This window comes from Staphylococcus saprophyticus subsp. saprophyticus ATCC 15305 = NCTC 7292 (genome assembly GCF_000010125.1).
GTDB classification, from domain to species: Bacteria; Bacillota; Bacilli; order Staphylococcales; family Staphylococcaceae; genus Staphylococcus; species Staphylococcus saprophyticus.
In genome coordinates this window covers 2,297,979-2,318,996 of record NC_007350.1, presented here as the reverse complement: position 1 = coordinate 2,318,996, position 21,018 = coordinate 2,297,979, and the positions used below count along the sequence as shown (strand labels likewise).

Here is a 21,018-nt window from a genome sequence, read left to right as displayed (position 1 = left end):
TAAACTTTTTTCTGCTATGATACGAATAGTAGAAAAAAGTTTTTTTTATGGTTCATATAATTGCAAACAGATGTTTCGCAATTTTTGGTGCGAAAGCTTAAAATAAATTGCGTTATTAAAAAGTAACCCAAAATAGACATGAAAATGAAATGTTTTATAATAAACACAGTTAATATTAAAGGAGAAATTTTAAAAATGACAAATGATTATATAGTTAAAGCTTTAGCTTTTGGAGGACAGATTCGTGCTTACAGTGCCTTGACAACTGAGAGTGTGCAAGAAGCACAAACAAGACATTATACTTGGCCGACTGCTTCTGCAGCACTTGGGCGCACAATGACTGCGACATTAATGATGGGCGCAATGCTAAAAGGAAATCAGAAGTTAACAGTTACAGTAGATGGCCAAGGACCAATTGGCAAAGTTATTGCTGATGCAGACGCTAAAGGAAATGTACGAGGTTATGTCACAAACCCACAAACCCATTTTCCTTTAAATGATCATGGCAAGTTAGATGTTAGCCGTGCAGTAGGAACGAATGGTTCATTAACAGTTGTTAAAGATGTAGGATTGAAAGATTATTTTTCTGGTTCTAGTCCACTTGTTTCAGGTGAACTCGGCGATGATTTCACATACTATTTTGCAAAAAGTGAACAAGTTCCTTCATCAGTAGGATTGGGTGTATTGGTTAATCCAGATAATTCAATTAAAGCTTCTGGAGGATTTTTAATACAAGTTATGCCAGGCGCAGAAGACGAAACGATTAATAAACTAGAAGATGCGATTAATCATATGACACCTGTTTCTAAACTCATTGATCAGGGTTTAACACCTGAAGAATTACTTTTTGAAATATTAGGTGAAGAAAATGTACAAATATTAGAAAATGTTCCAGCACACTTTGAATGTAATTGTGGACATGACAAATTTTTAAATGCGATTAAAGGTTTGGGAGAAGCTGAAATTCAAAATATGATAAATGAGGATCATGGTGCTGAGGCGGAATGTCATTTCTGCAGAAATAAATATCAATTTTCTGAAGAAGAGTTACAGCAATTATTAGATAATATTAAATAAACCCGCTAGAATGAAACTAGACAGATAAGTATGTTAGGTTAAAGTTGGAAGAATAAGTTTTTGCAGTTGTATTTACAGAAAAATCTGATAAAATAGAATGTATATCCGATTGAAAAAGTAGGTTTTAAACTTTTTAACGAAAAGGAGCAATACTTATGACAAATAAACCAGTAGATAACATTGTAGAGGTAATTGGTAACACACCAGTAGTTAAATTAAATAAGGTAGTAGACGAAGACATTGCAGACGTATATGTTAAACTTGAATATCAAAATCCAGGTGGTTCTGTAAAAGATCGTATTGCATTAGCGATGATTGAAGAAGCTGAAAAAGCAGGCAAAATCAAACCAGGTGATACGATTGTTGAACCAACAAGTGGTAACACTGGTATTGGTTTAGCATTTGTTTGTGCTGCTAAAGGTTATAAAGCCGTTTTCACTATGCCTGAAACAATGAGTCAAGAGCGTCGTAATTTATTAAAAGCATATGGCGCAGAATTAGTATTAACGCCTGGTTCAGAAGCTATGAAAGGCGCGATTAAAAAAGCAAAAGAATTAAAAGAAGAACATGGTTATTATGAACCTCAACAATTTGAGAACCCTGCTAATCCTCGTGTTCACGAATTAACAACAGGTCCAGAATTAGTTCAGCAATTTGAAGGTAAAACAATTGATTCGTTCTTAGCTGGTGTTGGTACTGGTGGTACATTAAGTGGTGCTGGTAAAGTATTGAAAGAAAACTACCCAGACATTAACTTAGTTGCGATTGAACCAGAAGATTCACCTGTATTAAGTGGTGGCGAACCTGGTCCACATAAACTACAAGGTTTAGGTGCAGGATTTATTCCAGACACTTTAGATGAAAATATCTATGACGAAGTAGTTCAAGTAGGTAATGAAACTGCAATGGACATGGCGCGTAAAGTTGCTAAAGAAGAAGGTATCTTATGTGGTATTTCTTCAGGTGCTGCTATTTATGCGGCTATTGAAAAAGCGAAACAATTAGGAAAAGGTAAAACAGTAGTGACTGTATTACCAAGTAATGGTGAACGTTACCTTTCTACTCCTTTATTCGCATTTGATGACTAATCCAATATAATGTGAAATTGAGCCGGGCACATATAAATGTGCACCGGCTTTTTGTTTTGCAGTGCCTTTTAATATGTTCAAGGATAATGTTAAATTTTAGGTTGGTATATGTATGGATTAAGCGCTGATTACTGAAAAATATAGCAAATAACGTTATTATAGAAATAAGATAACAACTTAAAGATAAAATCATTTTATAAGTGAAAGGAAGCAAAATGATTATGACACATACAAAAATTATGGGCATATTAAACGTTACACCGGATTCATTTTCAGACGGCGGTAAATATAATACAGTCGATCGTGCAGTGAAAAGGGCAGAGGAAATGGTAGAAGAGGGTGTGGATATTATAGATGTTGGTGGTATATCTACAAGACCAGGATTCGAAGAAATTACTGTAGAAGAGGAATTGGACCGTGTATTACCGGTAGTGAAGGCATTGAGTCACTTAGACGTTCAACTATCAATCGATACATATAGAAGTGAAGTAGCAGAAGCAGCGATGAAATTAGGTGCAACGATGATAAATGATCAATGGGCTGGACTAAATGATGCACGTATATTTGATATTGTTGCAAAATACGAGGGAGAAATTGTGTTAATGCACAATGGCGATGGTCAAAGATCAGAACCAGTTGTTGATGAAATGTTAGTGTACTTGCTTAAACAAGCAAATAAAGCTGAAATGGCTGGCATTCCTCAACATAAAGTTTGGCTCGATCCAGGTATTGGGTTTGCAAAAACTAGAGAAGAAGAAAAAGAAGTCATGGCACGATTAGACGAACTTGTAGCTACAGGTTACCCAGTACTATTGGCAACAAGTAGAAAAAGATTTATTAAAGAAATGATTGAGCAAGAGACCACACCTGTTGAACGAGATGAAGCAACAGCTGCTACTACAGCCTATGGTATAATGGAAGGCGTAAAAGCGGTTAGAGTTCATAATGTCGCGCTGAATGTTCGTTTAGGACAAAGCATGGATTATTTAAAGGAGAATGATAATGAGCGACACAATATTTCTTAATGGTATGAGATTTTATAGTTATCATGGTGCGCTACCAGCTGAAAATGAAATTGGCCAAATATTTATCGTTGATATTACGATGAATGTTGATTTGAGCACAGCGGGTCAGTCAGATGATGTTAAGGATACGGTACACTATGGTGAAGTATTTGAAGATGTTAAAGCAATTATGGAAGGTGAGCCGGTAAATTTATTGGAGCATCTAGCGGAACGTATTGCAAAACGTATAAATTCACACTATAATCGTGTAGTGGAAACGAAAGTCAGAATCACTAAAGAGAATCCACCCATACCAGGTCATTATGATGGTGTAGGTGTAGAAATAGTGAGGGAGAGTCGCGCATGACATACGCATATTTAGGTTTAGGAAGTAATGTTGGGGAGCGGTTGACTCAGCTTGAAGCGGCCATATCGATTTTAAATGATAAAGAGGGCATTACAGTTACACAGAAGTCACCGATTTATGAGACGGACCCAGTAGGTTATGTAGATCAACCGCAATTTTTGAATCAATGTATTGAAGTTCAAACCACATTGGAGCCTAACGAATTATTGAAAGCCTGTTTGGATACTGAGCAACAACTACATCGAGTGAGAGATATACGTTGGGGGCCAAGAACCTTAGATGTTGATATCTTATTATATGGAGATCAAATTATTAATGAACCTGAGTTAATAGTGCCACATCCACGTATGTTGGAACGTTCGTTTGTACTTATTCCATTGAATGACATTGCAACGAATGTCATTGAACCTAATTCAAATAAGGAAATAGGGCATTTAGTGATACCAGATGAGTCAGTTAAAAAATATGAATTTTAATAAATGTGCGTAAATGCGTATTTTTGAAGCGGCTATGTGCACGTACATTATATGGATTGAATTTAATGAGTTACTGTCAGTCGTGTGAGTACATGTGGAGCGATTTAGGCATATAAAATATATGCATGCACCCATTGCCGTGTATAACTTAGTGCTTTTTATGAAGAACTGCATATGTAACTACCAGTATTTAATCACCGGCCGCGTGTCAGTTGCACGATTATCTATTTGAAATTAAGTATTTATAAGTGAATCAATAAAATGCAGAAAAAAGTTTAAATAACTTTATTCCGTTTGCATCGTCTAGTAGAATTGAAGAGTGAGAAAGTTGGAATGTGAGAAGTAAATATGAATGTGTTTAGCTATCCTTAAGGATACTCACTTCTAAGAATAAACAAAGCAGAAAATGTTTTGTTAAGTTGAAATTCGGTAATAAATGATCATTTTTATTTAAATATTTCAATTAGAAGTCCAAGCAATAGAAAGCGAAAGTAGAACAAGAAGCATAAAGGAGAGAAAGTTATGTCAGAAGAAATGAATGACCAAATGCAGGTCCGTCGCCAAAAATTACAAGAACTATATGATTTAGGAATAGATCCATTTGGTCAAAAATTTGATCGTACTTCAATGGCAACCCCATTACATGAAGACTGGGATCAATTTAGCAAAGAAGAATTACATGAAAAAGAAGAAGAAAGTCATGTAAGTATTGCTGGACGTTTAATGACGAAACGCGGAAAAGGTAAAGCGGGCTTTGCACACGTTCAAGATTTAAGTGGTCAAATACAGATTTATGTAAGAAAAGACCAAGTAGGTGAAGATCAATTTGCTATTTGGAATTCTGCAGATCTTGGAGATATAGTAGGCGTGGAAGGCGTAATGTTTAAAACTAACACTGGTGAACTATCAGTTAAAGCACAGTCATTCACTTTATTAACAAAAGCCTTACGTCCACTCCCAGATAAGTTCCATGGCTTACAAGATATAGAACAACGTTATCGTCAGCGTTATTTAGACCTAATTACTAACCAAGATAGTACACAAACATTCATTAAACGTAGTAAAATATTGCAAGAGATGCGTAACTATTTAAATCAACAAGGATTTTTAGAAGTAGAAACACCTATGATGCATCAAATCGCAGGTGGAGCAGCTGCACGTCCTTTCGTTACACATCATAATGCGTTAGACGCTACTTTATATATGAGAATTGCGATTGAATTACATTTGAAACGTTTAATTGTTGGTGGATTAGAAAAAGTTTATGAAATAGGTCGTGTATTTAGAAATGAAGGTGTGTCTACAAGACATAATCCGGAATTTACTATGATTGAATTATATGAAGCTTACGCTGATTATCATGATATTATGGATATTACAGAAAATATGATTAGACATATATCTGAAAAAGTATTAGGTACTGCGAAAGTAACGTATGGAGAAGAAACAATAGATTTAGAATCTAAATGGAAACGAATCCATATGGCCGATGCCGTTAAAGAAGAAACAGGTGTCGACTTCTTCAACATTCAAAGTGACGAAGATGCGAAAATAGCTGCTAAAGAACACGGCATAGAAATTACAGATAATATGAAATATGGTCATATATTAAATGAGTTCTTTGAACAAAAAGTTGAAGAAACACTCATTCAACCAACATTTGTATATGGTCACCCAATTGAAATCTCTCCATTAGCTAAGAAAAATGCGGAAGATCCAAGATTTACAGATCGTTTTGAGTTGTTTATTGTTGGAAGAGAACACGGTAATGCATTTACTGAATTAAATGATCCAATCGATCAAAGAGCAAGATTTGAAGCGCAATTAGTAGAAAAAGAACAAGGCAACGATGAAGCACATGAAATGGATGAAGACTTTATCGAGGCGTTAGAATATGGTATGCCTCCTACAGGTGGATTAGGGATCGGAATTGACAGATTGGTTATGTTACTTACAGATTCTGCCTCTATTAGAGACGTATTACTGTTCCCTTATATGAGACAAAAATAATAGCGATAAATATAATAGAACTGGATCAATCTTTATACATCATGTAATTGATGTGTGAAGATTGATCTTTTTTTATGCTATTTACAAGGCGTGTTTATCGCGAATATAATATAACTTAGAAGAAAATCAGTACATGAATTTAATTCTTTAAAGTAATAAGATACATTTAAGTAAGATTCTGCTATAAAAATATAAAAATAAACTGAAAAAAGGATGGAAAAGTCAGTTTCTATATGGTAAGATAGTTCAAGTCGAGTTAAAGAAACGAGATACGGCTTAACAAATGCAACAAAATAATTTAAGTAAATGTTTGAAAAGCTATTGACTTAAATGTTAAAACGTTGTAATATATAAAAGTCGTCAAAAACGAGTTATTACATAACAAATATTCAAGTGAAGATCTTGTAAAGAAAATTTAAAGATAGTGTAAAATTGACTATTGCAAATAATCGTTAAACAATGTATCATTAATTAAGTAAGTTATTTTGTCTGGTGGCAATAGCAAAGAGGTCACACCTGTTCCCATGCCGAACACAGAAGTTAAGCTCTTTAGCGCCGATGGTAGTCGGACTTACGTTCCGCAAGAGTAGGACGTTGCCAGGCTTAGTAATCGAATTGATTTTATGTGGAGGATTAGCTCAGCTGGGAGAGCATCTGCCTTACAAGCAGAGGGTCGGCGGTTCGAACCCGTCATCCTCCACCATTTCAAATGAATAGCCGGCCTAGCTCAACTGGTAGAGCAACTGACTTGTAATCAGTAGGTTGGGGGTTCAAGTCCTCTGGCCGGCACCATTTCATGAGCCATTAGCTCAGTTGGTAGAGCATCTGACTTTTAATCAGAGGGTCAGTGGTTCGAGCCCACTATGGCTCATCCAGTTTCATTTTGCAGAAGTAGTTCAGCGGTAGAATACGACCTTGCCAAGGTCGGGGTCGCGGGTTCGAATCCCGTCTTCTGCTCCATTATTTTTGCCGGGGTGGCGGAACTGGCAGACGCACAGGACTTAAAATCCTGCGATAAGTGATTATCGTACCGGTTCGATTCCGGTCCTCGGCACCATCATTTTAATATAGCGCCCGTAGCTCAACTGGATAGAGTACTTGACTACGAATCAAGAGGTTACAGGTTCGACCCCTGTCGGGCGCACCATTTTAAAATGCATGTTAATTATATATACGGGAAGTAGCTCAGCTTGGTAGAGCACTTGGTTTGGGACCAAGGGGTCGCAGGTTCGAATCCTGTCTTCCCGACTCTTTTTGAAAATAGTATGGGGGCTTAGCTCAGATGGGAGAGCGCCTGCTTTGCACGCAGGAGGTCAGCGGTTCGATCCCGCTAGTCTCCACCATATTGATTATTAATGAAGAAATGAACATTGAAAACTGAATTGCAATATGTCAACGTTAATTCCGAACGCAACATTAAATTGTTGGTTCAAAACAAGTGTTAGAGATAACACAAATTAGTATTTTATGAGCTAATCAAACATCATAATTCATTTATGGAGAGTTTGATCCTGGCTCAGGATGAACGCTGGCGGCGTGCCTAATACATGCAAGTCGAGCGAACAGATAAGGAGCTTGCTCCTTTGACGTTAGCGGCGGACGGGTGAGTAACACGTGGGTAACCTACCTATAAGACTGGGATAACTTCGGGAAACCGGAGCTAATACCGGATAACATTTGGAACCGCATGGTTCTAAAGTGAAAGATGGTTTTGCTATCACTTATAGATGGACCCGCGCCGTATTAGCTAGTTGGTAAGGTAACGGCTTACCAAGGCGACGATACGTAGCCGACCTGAGAGGGTGATCGGCCACACTGGAACTGAGACACGGTCCAGACTCCTACGGGAGGCAGCAGTAGGGAATCTTCCGCAATGGGCGAAAGCCTGACGGAGCAACGCCGCGTGAGTGATGAAGGGTTTCGGCTCGTAAAACTCTGTTATTAGGGAAGAACAAACGTGTAAGTAACTGTGCACGTCTTGACGGTACCTAATCAGAAAGCCACGGCTAACTACGTGCCAGCAGCCGCGGTAATACGTAGGTGGCAAGCGTTATCCGGAATTATTGGGCGTAAAGCGCGCGTAGGCGGTTTCTTAAGTCTGATGTGAAAGCCCACGGCTCAACCGTGGAGGGTCATTGGAAACTGGGAAACTTGAGTGCAGAAGAGGAAAGTGGAATTCCATGTGTAGCGGTGAAATGCGCAGAGATATGGAGGAACACCAGTGGCGAAGGCGACTTTCTGGTCTGTAACTGACGCTGATGTGCGAAAGCGTGGGGATCAAACAGGATTAGATACCCTGGTAGTCCACGCCGTAAACGATGAGTGCTAAGTGTTAGGGGGTTTCCGCCCCTTAGTGCTGCAGCTAACGCATTAAGCACTCCGCCTGGGGAGTACGACCGCAAGGTTGAAACTCAAAGGAATTGACGGGGACCCGCACAAGCGGTGGAGCATGTGGTTTAATTCGAAGCAACGCGAAGAACCTTACCAAATCTTGACATCCTTTGAAAACTCTAGAGATAGAGCCTTCCCCTTCGGGGGACAAAGTGACAGGTGGTGCATGGTTGTCGTCAGCTCGTGTCGTGAGATGTTGGGTTAAGTCCCGCAACGAGCGCAACCCTTAAGCTTAGTTGCCATCATTAAGTTGGGCACTCTAGGTTGACTGCCGGTGACAAACCGGAGGAAGGTGGGGATGACGTCAAATCATCATGCCCCTTATGATTTGGGCTACACACGTGCTACAATGGACAATACAAAGGGCAGCTAAACCGCGAGGTCATGCAAATCCCATAAAGTTGTTCTCAGTTCGGATTGTAGTCTGCAACTCGACTACATGAAGCTGGAATCGCTAGTAATCGTAGATCAGCATGCTACGGTGAATACGTTCCCGGGTCTTGTACACACCGCCCGTCACACCACGAGAGTTTGTAACACCCGAAGCCGGTGGAGTAACCATTTATGGAGCTAGCCGTCGAAGGTGGGACAAATGATTGGGGTGAAGTCGTAACAAGGTAGCCGTATCGGAAGGTGCGGCTGGATCACCTCCTTTCTAAGGATATATTCGGAACATCTTCTTACGAAGATGCAGGAATAACATTGACATATTGTATTCAGTTTTGAATGCTCATTGGAGTATTCAAAAATAAATGGGCCTATAGCTCAGCTGGTTAGAGCGCACGCCTGATAAGCGTGAGGTCGGTGGTTCGAGTCCACTTAGGCCCACCATTTTTTGTACATTGAAAACTAGATAAGTAAGTAAAATTTATGATTTTACCAAGCAAAACCGAGTGAATTAGAGTTTTTTAACAAGCTTTGAATTCAAAAAGAAATAATCGCTAGTGTTCGAAAGAACACTCACAGATTAATAACATTTTGGGTTTTCAACCGACTTGTTCGTGTTGAAAGTCAAAAAAGATTAAGTTATTAAGGGCGCACGGTGGATGCCTTGGCACTAGAAGCCGACGAAGGACGTTACTAACGACGATATGCTTTGGGGAGCTGTAAGTAAGCTTTGATCCAGAGATTTCCTAATGGGGAAACCCAGCACGAGTTATGTCGTGTTATCGATATGTGAATACATAGCATATCTGAAGGCAGACGCGGAGAACTGAAACATCTTAGTACCCGCAGGAAGAGAAAGAAAAATCGATTCCCTGAGTAGCGGCGAGCGAAACGGGAAGAGCCCAAACCAACGAGCTTGCTTGTTGGGGTTGTAGGACACTCTATACGGAGTTACAAAAGAACAGACTAGACGAATCATCTGGAAAGATGAATCAAAGAAGGTAATAATCCTGTAGTCGAAAGTTTGTTCACTCTTGAGTGGATCCTGAGTACGACGGAACACGAGAAATTCCGTCGGAATCTGGGAGGACCATCTCCCAAGGCTAAATACTCTCTAGTGACCGATAGTGAACCAGTACCGTGAGGGAAAGGTGAAAAGTACCCCGGAAGGGGAGTGAAATAGAACTTGAAACCGTGTGCTTACAAGTAGTCAGAGCCCGTTAATGGGTGATGGCGTGCCTTTTGTAGAATGAACCGGCGAGTTACGATTTGATGCAAGGTTAAGCAGTGAATGTGGAGCCGTAGCGAAAGCGAGTCTGAATAGGGCGTTGAGTATTTGGTCGTAGACCCGAAACCAGGTGATCTACCCATGACCAGGTTGAAGTTCAGGTAACACTGAATGGAGGACCGAACCGACTTACGTTGAAAAGTGAGCGGATGAGTTGTGGGTAGCGGAGAAATTCCAATCGAACCTGGAGATAGCTGGTTCTCTCCGAAATAGCTTTAGGGCTAGCCTCAAGTGATGATTATTGGAGGTAGAGCACTGTTTGGACGAGGGGCCCTTATCGGGTTACCGAATTCAGACAAACTCCGAATGCCAATCAATTTAACTTGGGAGTCAGAACGCGGGTGATAAGGTCCGTGTTCGAAAGGGAAACAGCCCAGACCACCAGCTAAGGTCCCAAAATATATGTTAAGTGGAAAAGGATGTGGCGTTGCCCAGACAACTAGGATGTTGGCTTAGAAGCAGCCATCATTTAAAGAGTGCGTAATAGCTCACTAGTCGAGTGACACTGCGCCGAAAATGTACCGGGGCTAAACATATTACCGAAGCTGTGGATTGTCCGTAAGGACAATGGTAGGAGAGCGTTCTAAGGGCGTTGAAGCATGATCGCAAGGACATGTGGAGCGCTTAGAAGTGAGAATGCCGGTGTGAGTAGCGAAAGACGGGTGAGAATCCCGTCCACCGATTGACTAAGGTTTCCAGAGGAAGGCTCGTCCGCTCTGGGTTAGTCGGGTCCTAAGCTGAGGCCGATAGGCGTAGGCGATGGATAACAGGTTGATATTCCTGTACCACCATTATTCGTTTTAAGCGATGGGGGGACGCAGTAGGATAGGCGAAGCGTACGATTGGATTGTACGTCCAAGCAGTGAGATTGAGTGTTAGGCAAATCCGGCACTCTTAAGATTGAGCTGTGATGGGGAGAGGAAATTGTTTCCTCGAGTCGTTGATTTCACACTGCCAAGAAAAGCCTCTAGCTAGAATTGTGGTGCCCGTACCGCAAACCGACACAGGTAGTCAAGATGAGAATTCTAAGGTGAGCGAGCGAACTCTCGTTAAGGAACTCGGCAAAATGACCCCGTAACTTCGGGAGAAGGGGTGCTCTTTAGGGTTAACGCCCAGGAGAGCCGCAGTGAATAGGCCCAAGCGACTGTTTATCAAAAACACAGGTCTCTGCTAAACCGTAAGGTGATGTATAGGGGCTGACGCCTGCCCGGTGCTGGAAGGTTAAGAGGAGTGGTTAGCTTCTGCGAAGCTACGAATCGAAGCCCCAGTAAACGGCGGCCGTAACTATAACGGTCCTAAGGTAGCGAAATTCCTTGTCGGGTAAGTTCCGACCCGCACGAAAGGCGTAACGATTTGGGCACTGTCTCAACGAGAGACTCGGTGAAATCATAGTACCTGTGAAGATGCAGGTTACCCGCGACAGGACGGAAAGACCCCGTGGAGCTTTACTGTAGTCTGATATTGAAATTCGGCACAGCTTGTACAGGATAGGTAGGAGCCTGAGATACGTGAGCGCTAGCTTACGTGGAGGCGTTGGTGGGATACTACCCTCGCTGTGTTGGATTTCTAACCCGCACCATTTATCATGGTGGGAGACAGTGTCAGATGGGCAGTTTGACTGGGGCGGTCGCCTCCTAAAGAGTAACGGAGGCGCTCAAAGGTTTCCTCAGAATGGTTGGAAATCATTCATAGAGTGTAAAGGCATAAGGAAGCTTGACTGCGAGACTTACAAGTCGAGCAGGGTCGAAAGACGGACTTAGTGATCCGGTGGTTCCGCATGGAAGGGCCATCGCTCAACGGATAAAAGCTACCCCGGGGATAACAGGCTTATCTCCCCCAAGAGTTCACATCGACGGGGAGGTTTGGCACCTCGATGTCGGCTCATCGCATCCTGGGGCTGTAGTCGGTCCCAAGGGTTGGGCTGTTCGCCCATTAAAGCGGTACGCGAGCTGGGTTCAGAACGTCGTGAGACAGTTCGGTCCCTATCCGTCGTGGGCGTAGGAAATTTGAGAGGAGCTGTCCTTAGTACGAGAGGACCGGGATGGACATACCTCTGGTGTACCAGTTGTCGTGCCAACGGCATCGCTGGGTAGCTATGTATGGACGGGATAAGTGCTGAAAGCATCTAAGCATGAAGCCCCCCTCAAGATGAGATTTCCCAACTTCGGTTATAAGATCCCTCAAAGATGATGAGGTTAATAGGTTCGAGGTGGAAGCATAGCGATATGTGCAGCTGACGAATACTAATCGATCGAAGACTTAATCAAATTTTAAATGTTTTGTTTGGTTGAATCATATTTTACTTACTATCTAGTTTTGAATGTATAATTTCATACATTTCATTGTCTGGTGACAATGGCAAGGAGGTCACACCTGTTCCCATGCCGAACACAGAAGTTAAGCTCCTTAGCGCCGATGGTAGTCGGACTTACGTTCCGCAAGAGTAGGACGTTGCCAGGCAATTCCATTTTGACCTTTGGGTCGTTTTTTTATGGAAGTTTTAACAAAATAAATTTGAAAAAGTTCTTGACTTTATAAGTCAAAACAAGTAAAATTGTTTCTTGTGATTGAAGAAATGAACATTGAAAACTGAATTGCAATATGTCAACGTTAATTCCGAACGCAACATTAAATTGTTGGTTCAAAACAAGTGTTAGAGATAACACAAATTAGTATTTTATGAGCTAATCAAACATCATAATTCATTTATGGAGAGTTTGATCCTGGCTCAGGATGAACGCTGGCGGCGTGCCTAATACATGCAAGTCGAGCGAACAGATAAGGAGCTTGCTCCTTTGACGTTAGCGGCGGACGGGTGAGTAACACGTGGGTAACCTACCTATAAGACTGGGATAACTTCGGGAAACCGGAGCTAATACCGGATAACATTTGGAACCGCATGGTTCTAAAGTGAAAGATGGTTTTGCTATCACTTATAGATGGACCCGCGCCGTATTAGCTAGTTGGTAAGGTAACGGCTTACCAAGGCGACGATACGTAGCCGACCTGAGAGGGTGATCGGCCACACTGGAACTGAGACACGGTCCAGACTCCTACGGGAGGCAGCAGTAGGGAATCTTCCGCAATGGGCGAAAGCCTGACGGAGCAACGCCGCGTGAGTGATGAAGGGTTTCGGCTCGTAAAACTCTGTTATTAGGGAAGAACAAACGTGTAAGTAACTGTGCACGTCTTGACGGTACCTAATCAGAAAGCCACGGCTAACTACGTGCCAGCAGCCGCGGTAATACGTAGGTGGCAAGCGTTATCCGGAATTATTGGGCGTAAAGCGCGCGTAGGCGGTTTCTTAAGTCTGATGTGAAAGCCCACGGCTCAACCGTGGAGGGTCATTGGAAACTGGGAAACTTGAGTGCAGAAGAGGAAAGTGGAATTCCATGTGTAGCGGTGAAATGCGCAGAGATATGGAGGAACACCAGTGGCGAAGGCGACTTTCTGGTCTGTAACTGACGCTGATGTGCGAAAGCGTGGGGATCAAACAGGATTAGATACCCTGGTAGTCCACGCCGTAAACGATGAGTGCTAAGTGTTAGGGGGTTTCCGCCCCTTAGTGCTGCAGCTAACGCATTAAGCACTCCGCCTGGGGAGTACGACCGCAAGGTTGAAACTCAAAGGAATTGACGGGGACCCGCACAAGCGGTGGAGCATGTGGTTTAATTCGAAGCAACGCGAAGAACCTTACCAAATCTTGACATCCTTTGAAAACTCTAGAGATAGAGCCTTCCCCTTCGGGGGACAAAGTGACAGGTGGTGCATGGTTGTCGTCAGCTCGTGTCGTGAGATGTTGGGTTAAGTCCCGCAACGAGCGCAACCCTTAAGCTTAGTTGCCATCATTAAGTTGGGCACTCTAGGTTGACTGCCGGTGACAAACCGGAGGAAGGTGGGGATGACGTCAAATCATCATGCCCCTTATGATTTGGGCTACACACGTGCTACAATGGACAATACAAAGGGCAGCTAAACCGCGAGGTCATGCAAATCCCATAAAGTTGTTCTCAGTTCGGATTGTAGTCTGCAACTCGACTACATGAAGCTGGAATCGCTAGTAATCGTAGATCAGCATGCTACGGTGAATACGTTCCCGGGTCTTGTACACACCGCCCGTCACACCACGAGAGTTTGTAACACCCGAAGCCGGTGGAGTAACCATTTATGGAGCTAGCCGTCGAAGGTGGGACAAATGATTGGGGTGAAGTCGTAACAAGGTAGCCGTATCGGAAGGTGCGGCTGGATCACCTCCTTTCTAAGGATATATTCGGAACATCTTCTTACGAAGATGCAGGAATAACATTGACATATTGTATTCAGTTTTGAATGCTCATTGGAGTATTCATTGCATTATTTTGTACATTGAAAACTAGATAAGTAAGTAAAATTTATGATTTTACCAAGCAAAACCGAGTGAATTAGAGTTTTTTAACAAGCTTTGAATTCAAAAAGAAATAATCGCTAGTGTTCGAAAGAACACTCACAGATTAATAACATTTTGGGTTTTCAACCGACTTGTTCGTGTTGAAAGTCAAAAAAGATTAAGTTATTAAGGGCGCACGGTGGATGCCTTGGCACTAGAAGCCGACGAAGGACGTTACTAACGACGATATGCTTTGGGGAGCTGTAAGTAAGCTTTGATCCAGAGATTTCCTAATGGGGAAACCCAGCACGAGTTATGTCGTGTTATCGATATGTGAATACATAGCATATCTGAAGGCAGACGCGGAGAACTGAAACATCTTAGTACCCGCAGGAAGAGAAAGAAAAATCGATTCCCTGAGTAGCGGCGAGCGAAACGGGAAGAGCCCAAACCAACGAGCTTGCTTGTTGGGGTTGTAGGACACTCTATACGGAGTTACAAAAGAACAGACTAGACGAATCATCTGGAAAGATGAATCAAAGAAGGTAATAATCCTGTAGTCGAAAGTTTGTTCACTCTTGAGTGGATCCTGAGTACGACGGAACACGAGAAATTCCGTCGGAATCTGGGAGGACCATCTCCCAAGGCTAAATACTCTCTAGTGACCGATAGTGAACCAGTACCGTGAGGGAAAGGTGAAAAGTACCCCGGAAGGGGAGTGAAATAGAACTTGAAACCGTGTGCTTACAAGTAGTCAGAGCCCGTTAATGGGTGATGGCGTGCCTTTTGTAGAATGAACCGGCGAGTTACGATTTGATGCAAGGTTAAGCAGTGAATGTGGAGCCGTAGCGAAAGCGAGTCTGAATAGGGCGTTGAGTATTTGGTCGTAGACCCGAAACCAGGTGATCTACCCATGACCAGGTTGAAGTTCAGGTAACACTGAATGGAGGACCGAACCGACTTACGTTGAAAAGTGAGCGGATGAGTTGTGGGTAGCGGAGAAATTCCAATCGAACCTGGAGATAGCTGGTTCTCTCCGAAATAGCTTTAGGGCTAGCCTCAAGTGATGATTATTGGAGGTAGAGCACTGTTTGGACGAGGGGCCCTTATCGGGTTACCGAATTCAGACAAACTCCGAATGCCAATCAATTTAACTTGGGAGTCAGAACGCGGGTGATAAGGTCCGTGTTCGAAAGGGAAACAGCCCAGACCACCAGCTAAGGTCCCAAAATATATGTTAAGTGGAAAAGGATGTGGCGTTGCCCAGACAACTAGGATGTTGGCTTAGAAGCAGCCATCATTTAAAGAGTGCGTAATAGCTCACTAGTCGAGTGACACTGCGCCGAAAATGTACCGGGGCTAAACATATTACCGAAGCTGTGGATTGTCCGTAAGGACAATGGTAGGAGAGCGTTCTAAGGGCGTTGAAGCATGATCGCAAGGACATGTGGAGCGCTTAGAAGTGAGAATGCCGGTGTGAGTAGCGAAAGACGGGTGAGAATCCCGTCCACCGATTGACTAAGGTTTCCAGAGGAAGGCTCGTCCGCTCTGGGTTAGTCGGGTCCTAAGCTGAGGCCGATAGGCGTAGGCGATGGATAACAGGTTGATATTCCTGTACCACCATTATTCGTTTTAAGCGATGGGGGGACGCAGTAGGATAGGCGAAGCGTACGATTGGATTGTACGTCCAAGCAGTGAGATTGAGTGTTAGGCAAATCCGGCACTCTTAAGATTGAGCTGTGATGGGGAGAGGAAATTGTTTCCTCGAGTCGTTGATTTCACACTGCCAAGAAAAGCCTCTAGCTAGAATTGTGGTGCCCGTACCGCAAACCGACACAGGTAGTCAAGATGAGAATTCTAAGGTGAGCGAGCGAACTCTCGTTAAGGAACTCGGCAAAATGACCCCGTAACTTCGGGAGAAGGGGTGCTCTTTAGGGTTAACGCCCAGGAGAGCCGCAGTGAATAGGCCCAAGCGACTGTTTATCAAAAACACAGGTCTCTGCTAAACCGTAAGGTGATGTATAGGGGCTGACGCCTGCCCGGTGCTGGAAGGTTAAGAGGAGTGGTTAGCTTCTGCGAAGCTACGAATCGAAGCCCCAGTAAACGGCGGCCGTAACTATAACGGTCCTAAGGTAGCGAAATTCCTTGTCGGGTAAGTTCCGACCCGCACGAAAGGCGTAACGATTTGGGCACTGTCTCAACGAGAGACTCGGTGAAATCATAGTACCTGTGAAGATGCAGGTTACCCGCGACAGGACGGAAAGACCCCGTGGAGCTTTACTGTAGTCTGATATTGAAATTCGGCACAGCTTGTACAGGATAGGTAGGAGCCTGAGATACGTGAGCGCTAGCTTACGTGGAGGCGTTGGTGGGATACTACCCTCGCTGTGTTGGATTTCTAACCCGCACCATTTATCATGGTGGGAGACAGTGTCAGATGGGCAGTTTGACTGGGGCGGTCGCCTCCTAAAGAGTAACGGAGGCGCTCAAAGGTTTCCTCAGAATGGTTGGAAATCATTCATAGAGTGTAAAGGCATAAGGAAGCTTGACTGCGAGACTTACAAGTCGAGCAGGGTCGAAAGACGGACTTAGTGATCCGGTGGTTCCGCATGGAAGGGCCATCGCTCAACGGATAAAAGCTACCCCGGGGATAACAGGCTTATCTCCCCCAAGAGTTCACATCGACGGGGAGGTTTGGCACCTCGATGTCGGCTCATCGCATCCTGGGGCTGTAGTCGGTCCCAAGGGTTGGGCTGTTCGCCCATTAAAGCGGTACGCGAGCTGGGTTCAGAACGTCGTGAGACAGTTCGGTCCCTATCCGTCGTGGGCGTAGGAAATTTGAGAGGAGCTGTCCTTAGTACGAGAGGACCGGGATAGACATACCTCTGGTGTACCAGTTGTCGTGCCAACGGCATCGCTGGGTAGCTATGTATGGACGGGATAAGTGCTGAAAGCATCTAAGCATGAAGCCCCCCTCAAGATGAGATTTCCCAACTTCGGTTATAAGATCCCTCAAAGATGATGAGGTTAATAGGTTCGAGGTGGAAGCATAGCGATATGTGCAGCTGACGAATACTAATCGATCGAAGACTTAATCAAATTTTAAATGTTTTGTTTGGTTGAATCATATTTTACTTACTATCTAGTTTTGAATGTATAATTTCATACATTTCATTGTCTGGTGACAATGGCAAGGAGGTCACACCTGTTCCCATGCCGAACACAGAAGTTAAGCTCCTTAGCGCCGATGGTAGTCGGACTTACGTTCCGCAAGAGTAGGACGTTGCCAGGCAATCAGAGACCCAAGCGGGTCTCTTTTTTTATGTTAAAAAAGCTTAACTTCCAGTTCGAAGAACTGAAAAACCTAAAATAAGCTATTATGAGAAAGCGTTTGAAGCTGACGAACTGAGCAAAAGACGAAGCGAGCTACAAGTTAATTTCGAATAAGCAAGTGCTAAAGCACTTGCATAAGTGTTACTAATTTCAATAAATTGAAAAGTAACACTTTATCGAAATGGTGAAAAAAATGTTAGGGAAATTTGAGCAATAAAAAATTAATAATCATATTATAGACATAGACTATTTATTAATGCGTTGGTATGATCATTTAATTTTGAAAAGGGTATCCCTCCAAAACCTAAAATAAATTTCACAGATGTTTGGTTTTTATCATAGTGATAAAAAGGTAGAATTTTCAATTGGTTGTTTGCAGCGTTTTTAAGGCACTGATCCATTGAATAGCCGTTTTTTACAGTTAAAGTGAAGTGCATGCCAGCAAGTGCACCATCTATTTGTAATTGATCTTCATACGGTTTTAGTTTTTCTAGAATGAATTTTAGTTTTTTGCTATATACTTTTCTCATTTTGTTAAGATGCCTTTCGAAACTACCTGATTCCATAAAATTAGCTACTATTTTTTGTAAATGTGCAGGTACGGTGTTACCTTCTTTGTTTTTTAAATGTTCATATTGTGCTAACAATTTTTTTGGTAAAACTAAATAAGCTATTCTACAACTTGGGAAAAGGGATTTAGAAAATGTACTTATATAGATCACTTTGTCTTTGGTATCTAAACTCTGTAACGCAGGTATTGGTTTTCCGAAGTAACGAAATTCGGAATCGTAGTCATCTTCAATAATATATCTATATTCATTTTGATGTGCCCAATTTATAAGTTGGGTTCTTTTTTTTAAATTCATTACGTAGCCTGTAGGGAACTGGTGAGACGGTGTGACATAGGCAATATTATTATTGGTTTGGCTAAAATAGTTTAAGTCAATCCCTGTTTTATTAACAGGTGTCTGAAGATAAGGGATGTGCTTCTTATCGAGTACTTGTTTGATTGGTGGGTAACTTGGGTTTTCAATAATAAACTGTTCTTTACTTAACATATCTGTGAGCAAATTAATAAGTTGTTCTGTTGAGGAACCAATGATAATTTGCTCTGGATGACAAGTAACACCACGACTGTTAAAAAGGTAATGAGCGATTTCTTGACGCAATGACCACTCTCCTTTGGGATTTGTGTGTTGTAGTAAACCGAGTTGATCATCTTCAAAGACATCACGTGCATACTTTCTAAATTGATGCATGGGAAAGTATTCGGCATCAATTTCAGTTAGATTAAAAGCATATTGATATGATTGGTCATTATGACGATTGTTAGAAGTCATGTCTAAAGATGGTCCATTTAACTGACTATGATTTCTTTTAATGATAGGTAATGTTTCAATATCTGAAACGAAATAACCAGAACGTGGTTTGGAATATATATAGCCTTCATCTAATAAAAATTGATACGCGTGCTCGATTGTTGTATTACTTACGGATAAATGTTGGCCAAGGACACGTTTAGAAGGAAATTTATCACCAGATTGATATTGTCCTTCTATAATTTGTTGCTTCAAGTTTTCATATAATTCTATATATAGATGTCGTTTTTCCATAAAATCTGACCCCTTAAATTATTTTGGAATTGTACCTTTTTAAATACCAGTTTATCTCTTAAAATGAATTTAATCAACTAAGTAAAGGGGTAATACAGATATGTCTAAAGTTACTGGATCAGAGAGAGTTAAAAGAGGCATGGCAGAAATGCAAAAAGGCGGCGTCATTATGGACGTTGTAAATGCAGAGCAAGCTAAAATTGCGGAAGAAGCAGGAGCGGTTGCTGTCATGGCGTTAGAACGTGTACCATCTGACATTAGAGCAGCAGGTGGCGTAGCGCGTATGGCTAATCCAAAAATTGTAGAGGAAGTAATGAATGCTGTTTCAATACCAGTCATGGCGAAAGGACGTATCGGTCATATTACGGAGGCACGTGTACTTGAGTCTATGGGTGTAGATTATATCGATGAGTCTGAAGTATTAACACCTGCTGATGAAGAATATCATTTAAGAAAAGATACATTTACAGTACCATTTGTCTGTGGATGTCGTAATTTAGGTGAAGCAGCTCGTCGTATTGGTGAAGGTGCAGCGATGTTACGTACGAAAGGTGAACCTGGTACTGGTAATATTGTGGAAGCAGTAAGACATATGAGACAAGTTAATTCTGAAGTAAGTCGTTTAACTGTTATGAATGACGATGAGATTATGACAGAAGCTAAAAATATTGGTGCGCCATATGAAGTATTAAAAAATATTAAAGAAAATGGTAAATTACCAGTAGTTAATTTTGCAGCAGGTGGTGTTGCGACACCTCAAGATGCCGCTTTAATGATGGAATTAGGCGCAGATGGTGTGTTTGTAGGATCAGGTATTTTTAAATCTGAAGATCCAGAAAAATTTGCAAAAGCCATTGTTCAAGCAACAACACATTATCAAGATTATGAATTAATTGGTCGTTTAGCAAAAGAGCTAGGTATAGCGATGAAAGGTTTAGATATCAATGACCTGTCTTTAGAAGAACGTATGCAAGAGCGTGGTTGGTAATATGAAAATTGGTGTATTAGCACTTCAAGGTGCAGTCAGAGAGCATATACATCACATAGAATTAAGCGGTCACGAAGGCGTTGCAATTAAGCGAATTGAACAATTAGAAGAGATTGATGGTCTGATCTTACCTGGTGGAGAATCCACAACATTGCGTAGATTAATGAATTTATATGGTTTCAAAGAAGCCTTACAGCAATCAACATTACCAATGTTTGGCACATGTGCAGGTCTTATTGTAATGGCTAAACAGATTTCTGGGGAAGATGGCTACTTAGATAAACTCGATATCACAGTTCAAAGAAATTCATTTGGACGACAAGTAGATAGTTTTGAAAGTGAATTAGATGTAAAAGGCATTGCGGAAGATATCGAAGGCGTATTTATCAGAGCACCTCATATTGAAGCGACACATGGTGATGTTGACGTACTTAGTACAGTTGGTGATAAAATTGTTGCCGTTCAAGAAGGACGTTATTTAGGTGTATCATTCCATCCTGAATTGACAGATGATTATAGAGTGACACAGTATTTTATTGAAGCAATTGTCAAACCGACACTTACTGAAAAAGTTTAAAAATAAATATAGTAAAAAGCAGTCATGTATTTTAAATATACATGACTGCTTTT

At 41.9% G+C, this 21,018-nt stretch carries 9 protein-coding genes, 9 tRNA genes and 7 rRNA genes; 24 read left to right on the top strand and 1 reads right to left on the bottom strand.

The genetic code is table 11. The annotated features are described in order from the left end of the window. Positions 1–195 precede the first annotated feature (195 nt). The 22 genes from hslO to rrf (SSP_RS11190) all read left to right on the top strand — a co-directional run bounded on the left by hslO (position 196) and on the right by rrf (SSP_RS11190) (position 17,746). Entirely contained in the window at positions 196–1,077 is an 882-nt protein-coding gene (gene hslO / locus SSP_RS11295) for an Hsp33 family molecular chaperone HslO (protein WP_002484191.1), read from the top strand. Between the two features lie 155 nt (positions 1,078–1,232). After that, entirely contained in the window at positions 1,233–2,165 is a 933-nt protein-coding gene (cysK, locus tag SSP_RS11290; protein WP_002484190.1) for a cysteine synthase A, read from the top strand. A gap of 221 nt (positions 2,166–2,386) precedes the next feature. Further along, the gene (folP, locus tag SSP_RS11285; protein ID WP_011303862.1) at positions 2,387–3,190 is read left to right on the top strand and encodes a dihydropteroate synthase; all 804 of its coding nucleotides are present in this window, start codon (positions 2,387–2,389) and stop codon (positions 3,188–3,190) included. Next, complete coding sequence (gene folB / locus SSP_RS11280) at positions 3,168–3,536, top strand: dihydroneopterin aldolase (RefSeq protein WP_011303861.1); 369 nt, start codon at positions 3,168–3,170, stop codon at positions 3,534–3,536. The genes folP and folB overlap by 23 nt, the downstream gene beginning before the upstream one ends. Beyond that, positions 3,533–4,012, top strand: coding sequence for a 2-amino-4-hydroxy-6-hydroxymethyldihydropteridine diphosphokinase (folK, locus tag SSP_RS11275; RefSeq protein ID WP_011303860.1), 480 nt, complete (start codon positions 3,533–3,535; stop codon positions 4,010–4,012). The genes folB and folK overlap by 4 nt, the downstream gene beginning before the upstream one ends. A gap of 522 nt (positions 4,013–4,534) precedes the next feature. Then, the gene (gene lysS / locus SSP_RS11270; protein ID WP_011303859.1) at positions 4,535–6,022 is read left to right on the top strand and encodes a lysine--tRNA ligase; all 1,488 of its coding nucleotides are present in this window, start codon (positions 4,535–4,537) and stop codon (positions 6,020–6,022) included. Positions 6,023–6,510: 488 nt separating this feature from the next. Beyond that, positions 6,511–6,625: ribosomal RNA gene (rrf, locus tag SSP_RS11265) — 5S ribosomal RNA — on the top strand. Positions 6,626–6,649: 24 nt separating this feature from the next. Continuing rightward, positions 6,650–6,725 (top strand) — tRNA-Val (locus tag SSP_RS11260). 13 nt (positions 6,726–6,738) lie between these two features. Then, a tRNA-Thr gene (locus SSP_RS11255) sits at positions 6,739–6,814 on the top strand. A 6-nt stretch (positions 6,815–6,820) separates the two neighbouring features. Then, positions 6,821–6,893, top strand: a tRNA-Lys gene (locus SSP_RS11250). 14 nt (positions 6,894–6,907) lie between these two features. Further along, a tRNA-Gly gene (locus SSP_RS11245) sits at positions 6,908–6,982 on the top strand. An 8-nt stretch (positions 6,983–6,990) separates the two neighbouring features. Further along, positions 6,991–7,079 (top strand) — tRNA-Leu (locus SSP_RS11240). 13 nt (positions 7,080–7,092) lie between these two features. Next, positions 7,093–7,169, top strand: a tRNA-Arg gene (locus SSP_RS11235). A 27-nt stretch (positions 7,170–7,196) separates the two neighbouring features. Next, a tRNA-Pro gene (locus tag SSP_RS11230) sits at positions 7,197–7,270 on the top strand. Between the two features lie 19 nt (positions 7,271–7,289). Beyond that, positions 7,290–7,365, top strand: a tRNA-Ala gene (locus SSP_RS11225). Between the two features lie 150 nt (positions 7,366–7,515). Then, positions 7,516–9,068: ribosomal RNA gene (locus tag SSP_RS11220) — 16S ribosomal RNA — on the top strand. A gap of 99 nt (positions 9,069–9,167) precedes the next feature. Continuing rightward, positions 9,168–9,244 (top strand) — tRNA-Ile (locus tag SSP_RS11215). A gap of 188 nt (positions 9,245–9,432) precedes the next feature. Beyond that, a 23S ribosomal RNA gene (locus SSP_RS11210) occupies positions 9,433–12,355 on the top strand. A 78-nt stretch (positions 12,356–12,433) separates the two neighbouring features. After that, a 5S ribosomal RNA gene (gene rrf / locus SSP_RS11205) occupies positions 12,434–12,548 on the top strand. A 245-nt stretch (positions 12,549–12,793) separates the two neighbouring features. After that, positions 12,794–14,346: ribosomal RNA gene (locus SSP_RS11200) — 16S ribosomal RNA — on the top strand. A gap of 284 nt (positions 14,347–14,630) precedes the next feature. Then, positions 14,631–17,553, top strand: a 23S ribosomal RNA gene (locus SSP_RS11195). A 78-nt stretch (positions 17,554–17,631) separates the two neighbouring features. Next, positions 17,632–17,746: ribosomal RNA gene (rrf, locus tag SSP_RS11190) — 5S ribosomal RNA — on the top strand. Together the 16S, 23S and 5S rRNA genes with 9 tRNA genes alongside form the textbook arrangement of a ribosomal RNA operon. Before the next feature lie 274 nt (positions 17,747–18,020). Here rrf (SSP_RS11190) and SSP_RS11185 read toward each other — a convergent pair. Beyond that, on the bottom strand, positions 18,021–19,400 hold the full coding sequence (locus SSP_RS11185; protein WP_011303858.1) for a PLP-dependent aminotransferase family protein: 1,380 nt from the start codon (positions 19,398–19,400) through the stop codon (positions 18,021–18,023). A 100-nt stretch (positions 19,401–19,500) separates the two neighbouring features. Here SSP_RS11185 and pdxS point away from each other — a divergent pair, with 100 nt between their 5' ends. Further along, a complete protein-coding gene (gene pdxS, locus SSP_RS11180; protein ID WP_011303857.1) occupies positions 19,501–20,388 on the top strand; it encodes a pyridoxal 5'-phosphate synthase lyase subunit PdxS in 888 nt (295 codons plus the stop codon). Position 20,389: 1 nt separating this feature from the next. Then, on the top strand, positions 20,390–20,965 hold the full coding sequence (gene pdxT / locus SSP_RS11175) for a pyridoxal 5'-phosphate synthase glutaminase subunit PdxT (RefSeq protein WP_011303856.1): 576 nt from the start codon (positions 20,390–20,392) through the stop codon (positions 20,963–20,965). Positions 20,966–21,018 lie beyond the last annotated feature (53 nt).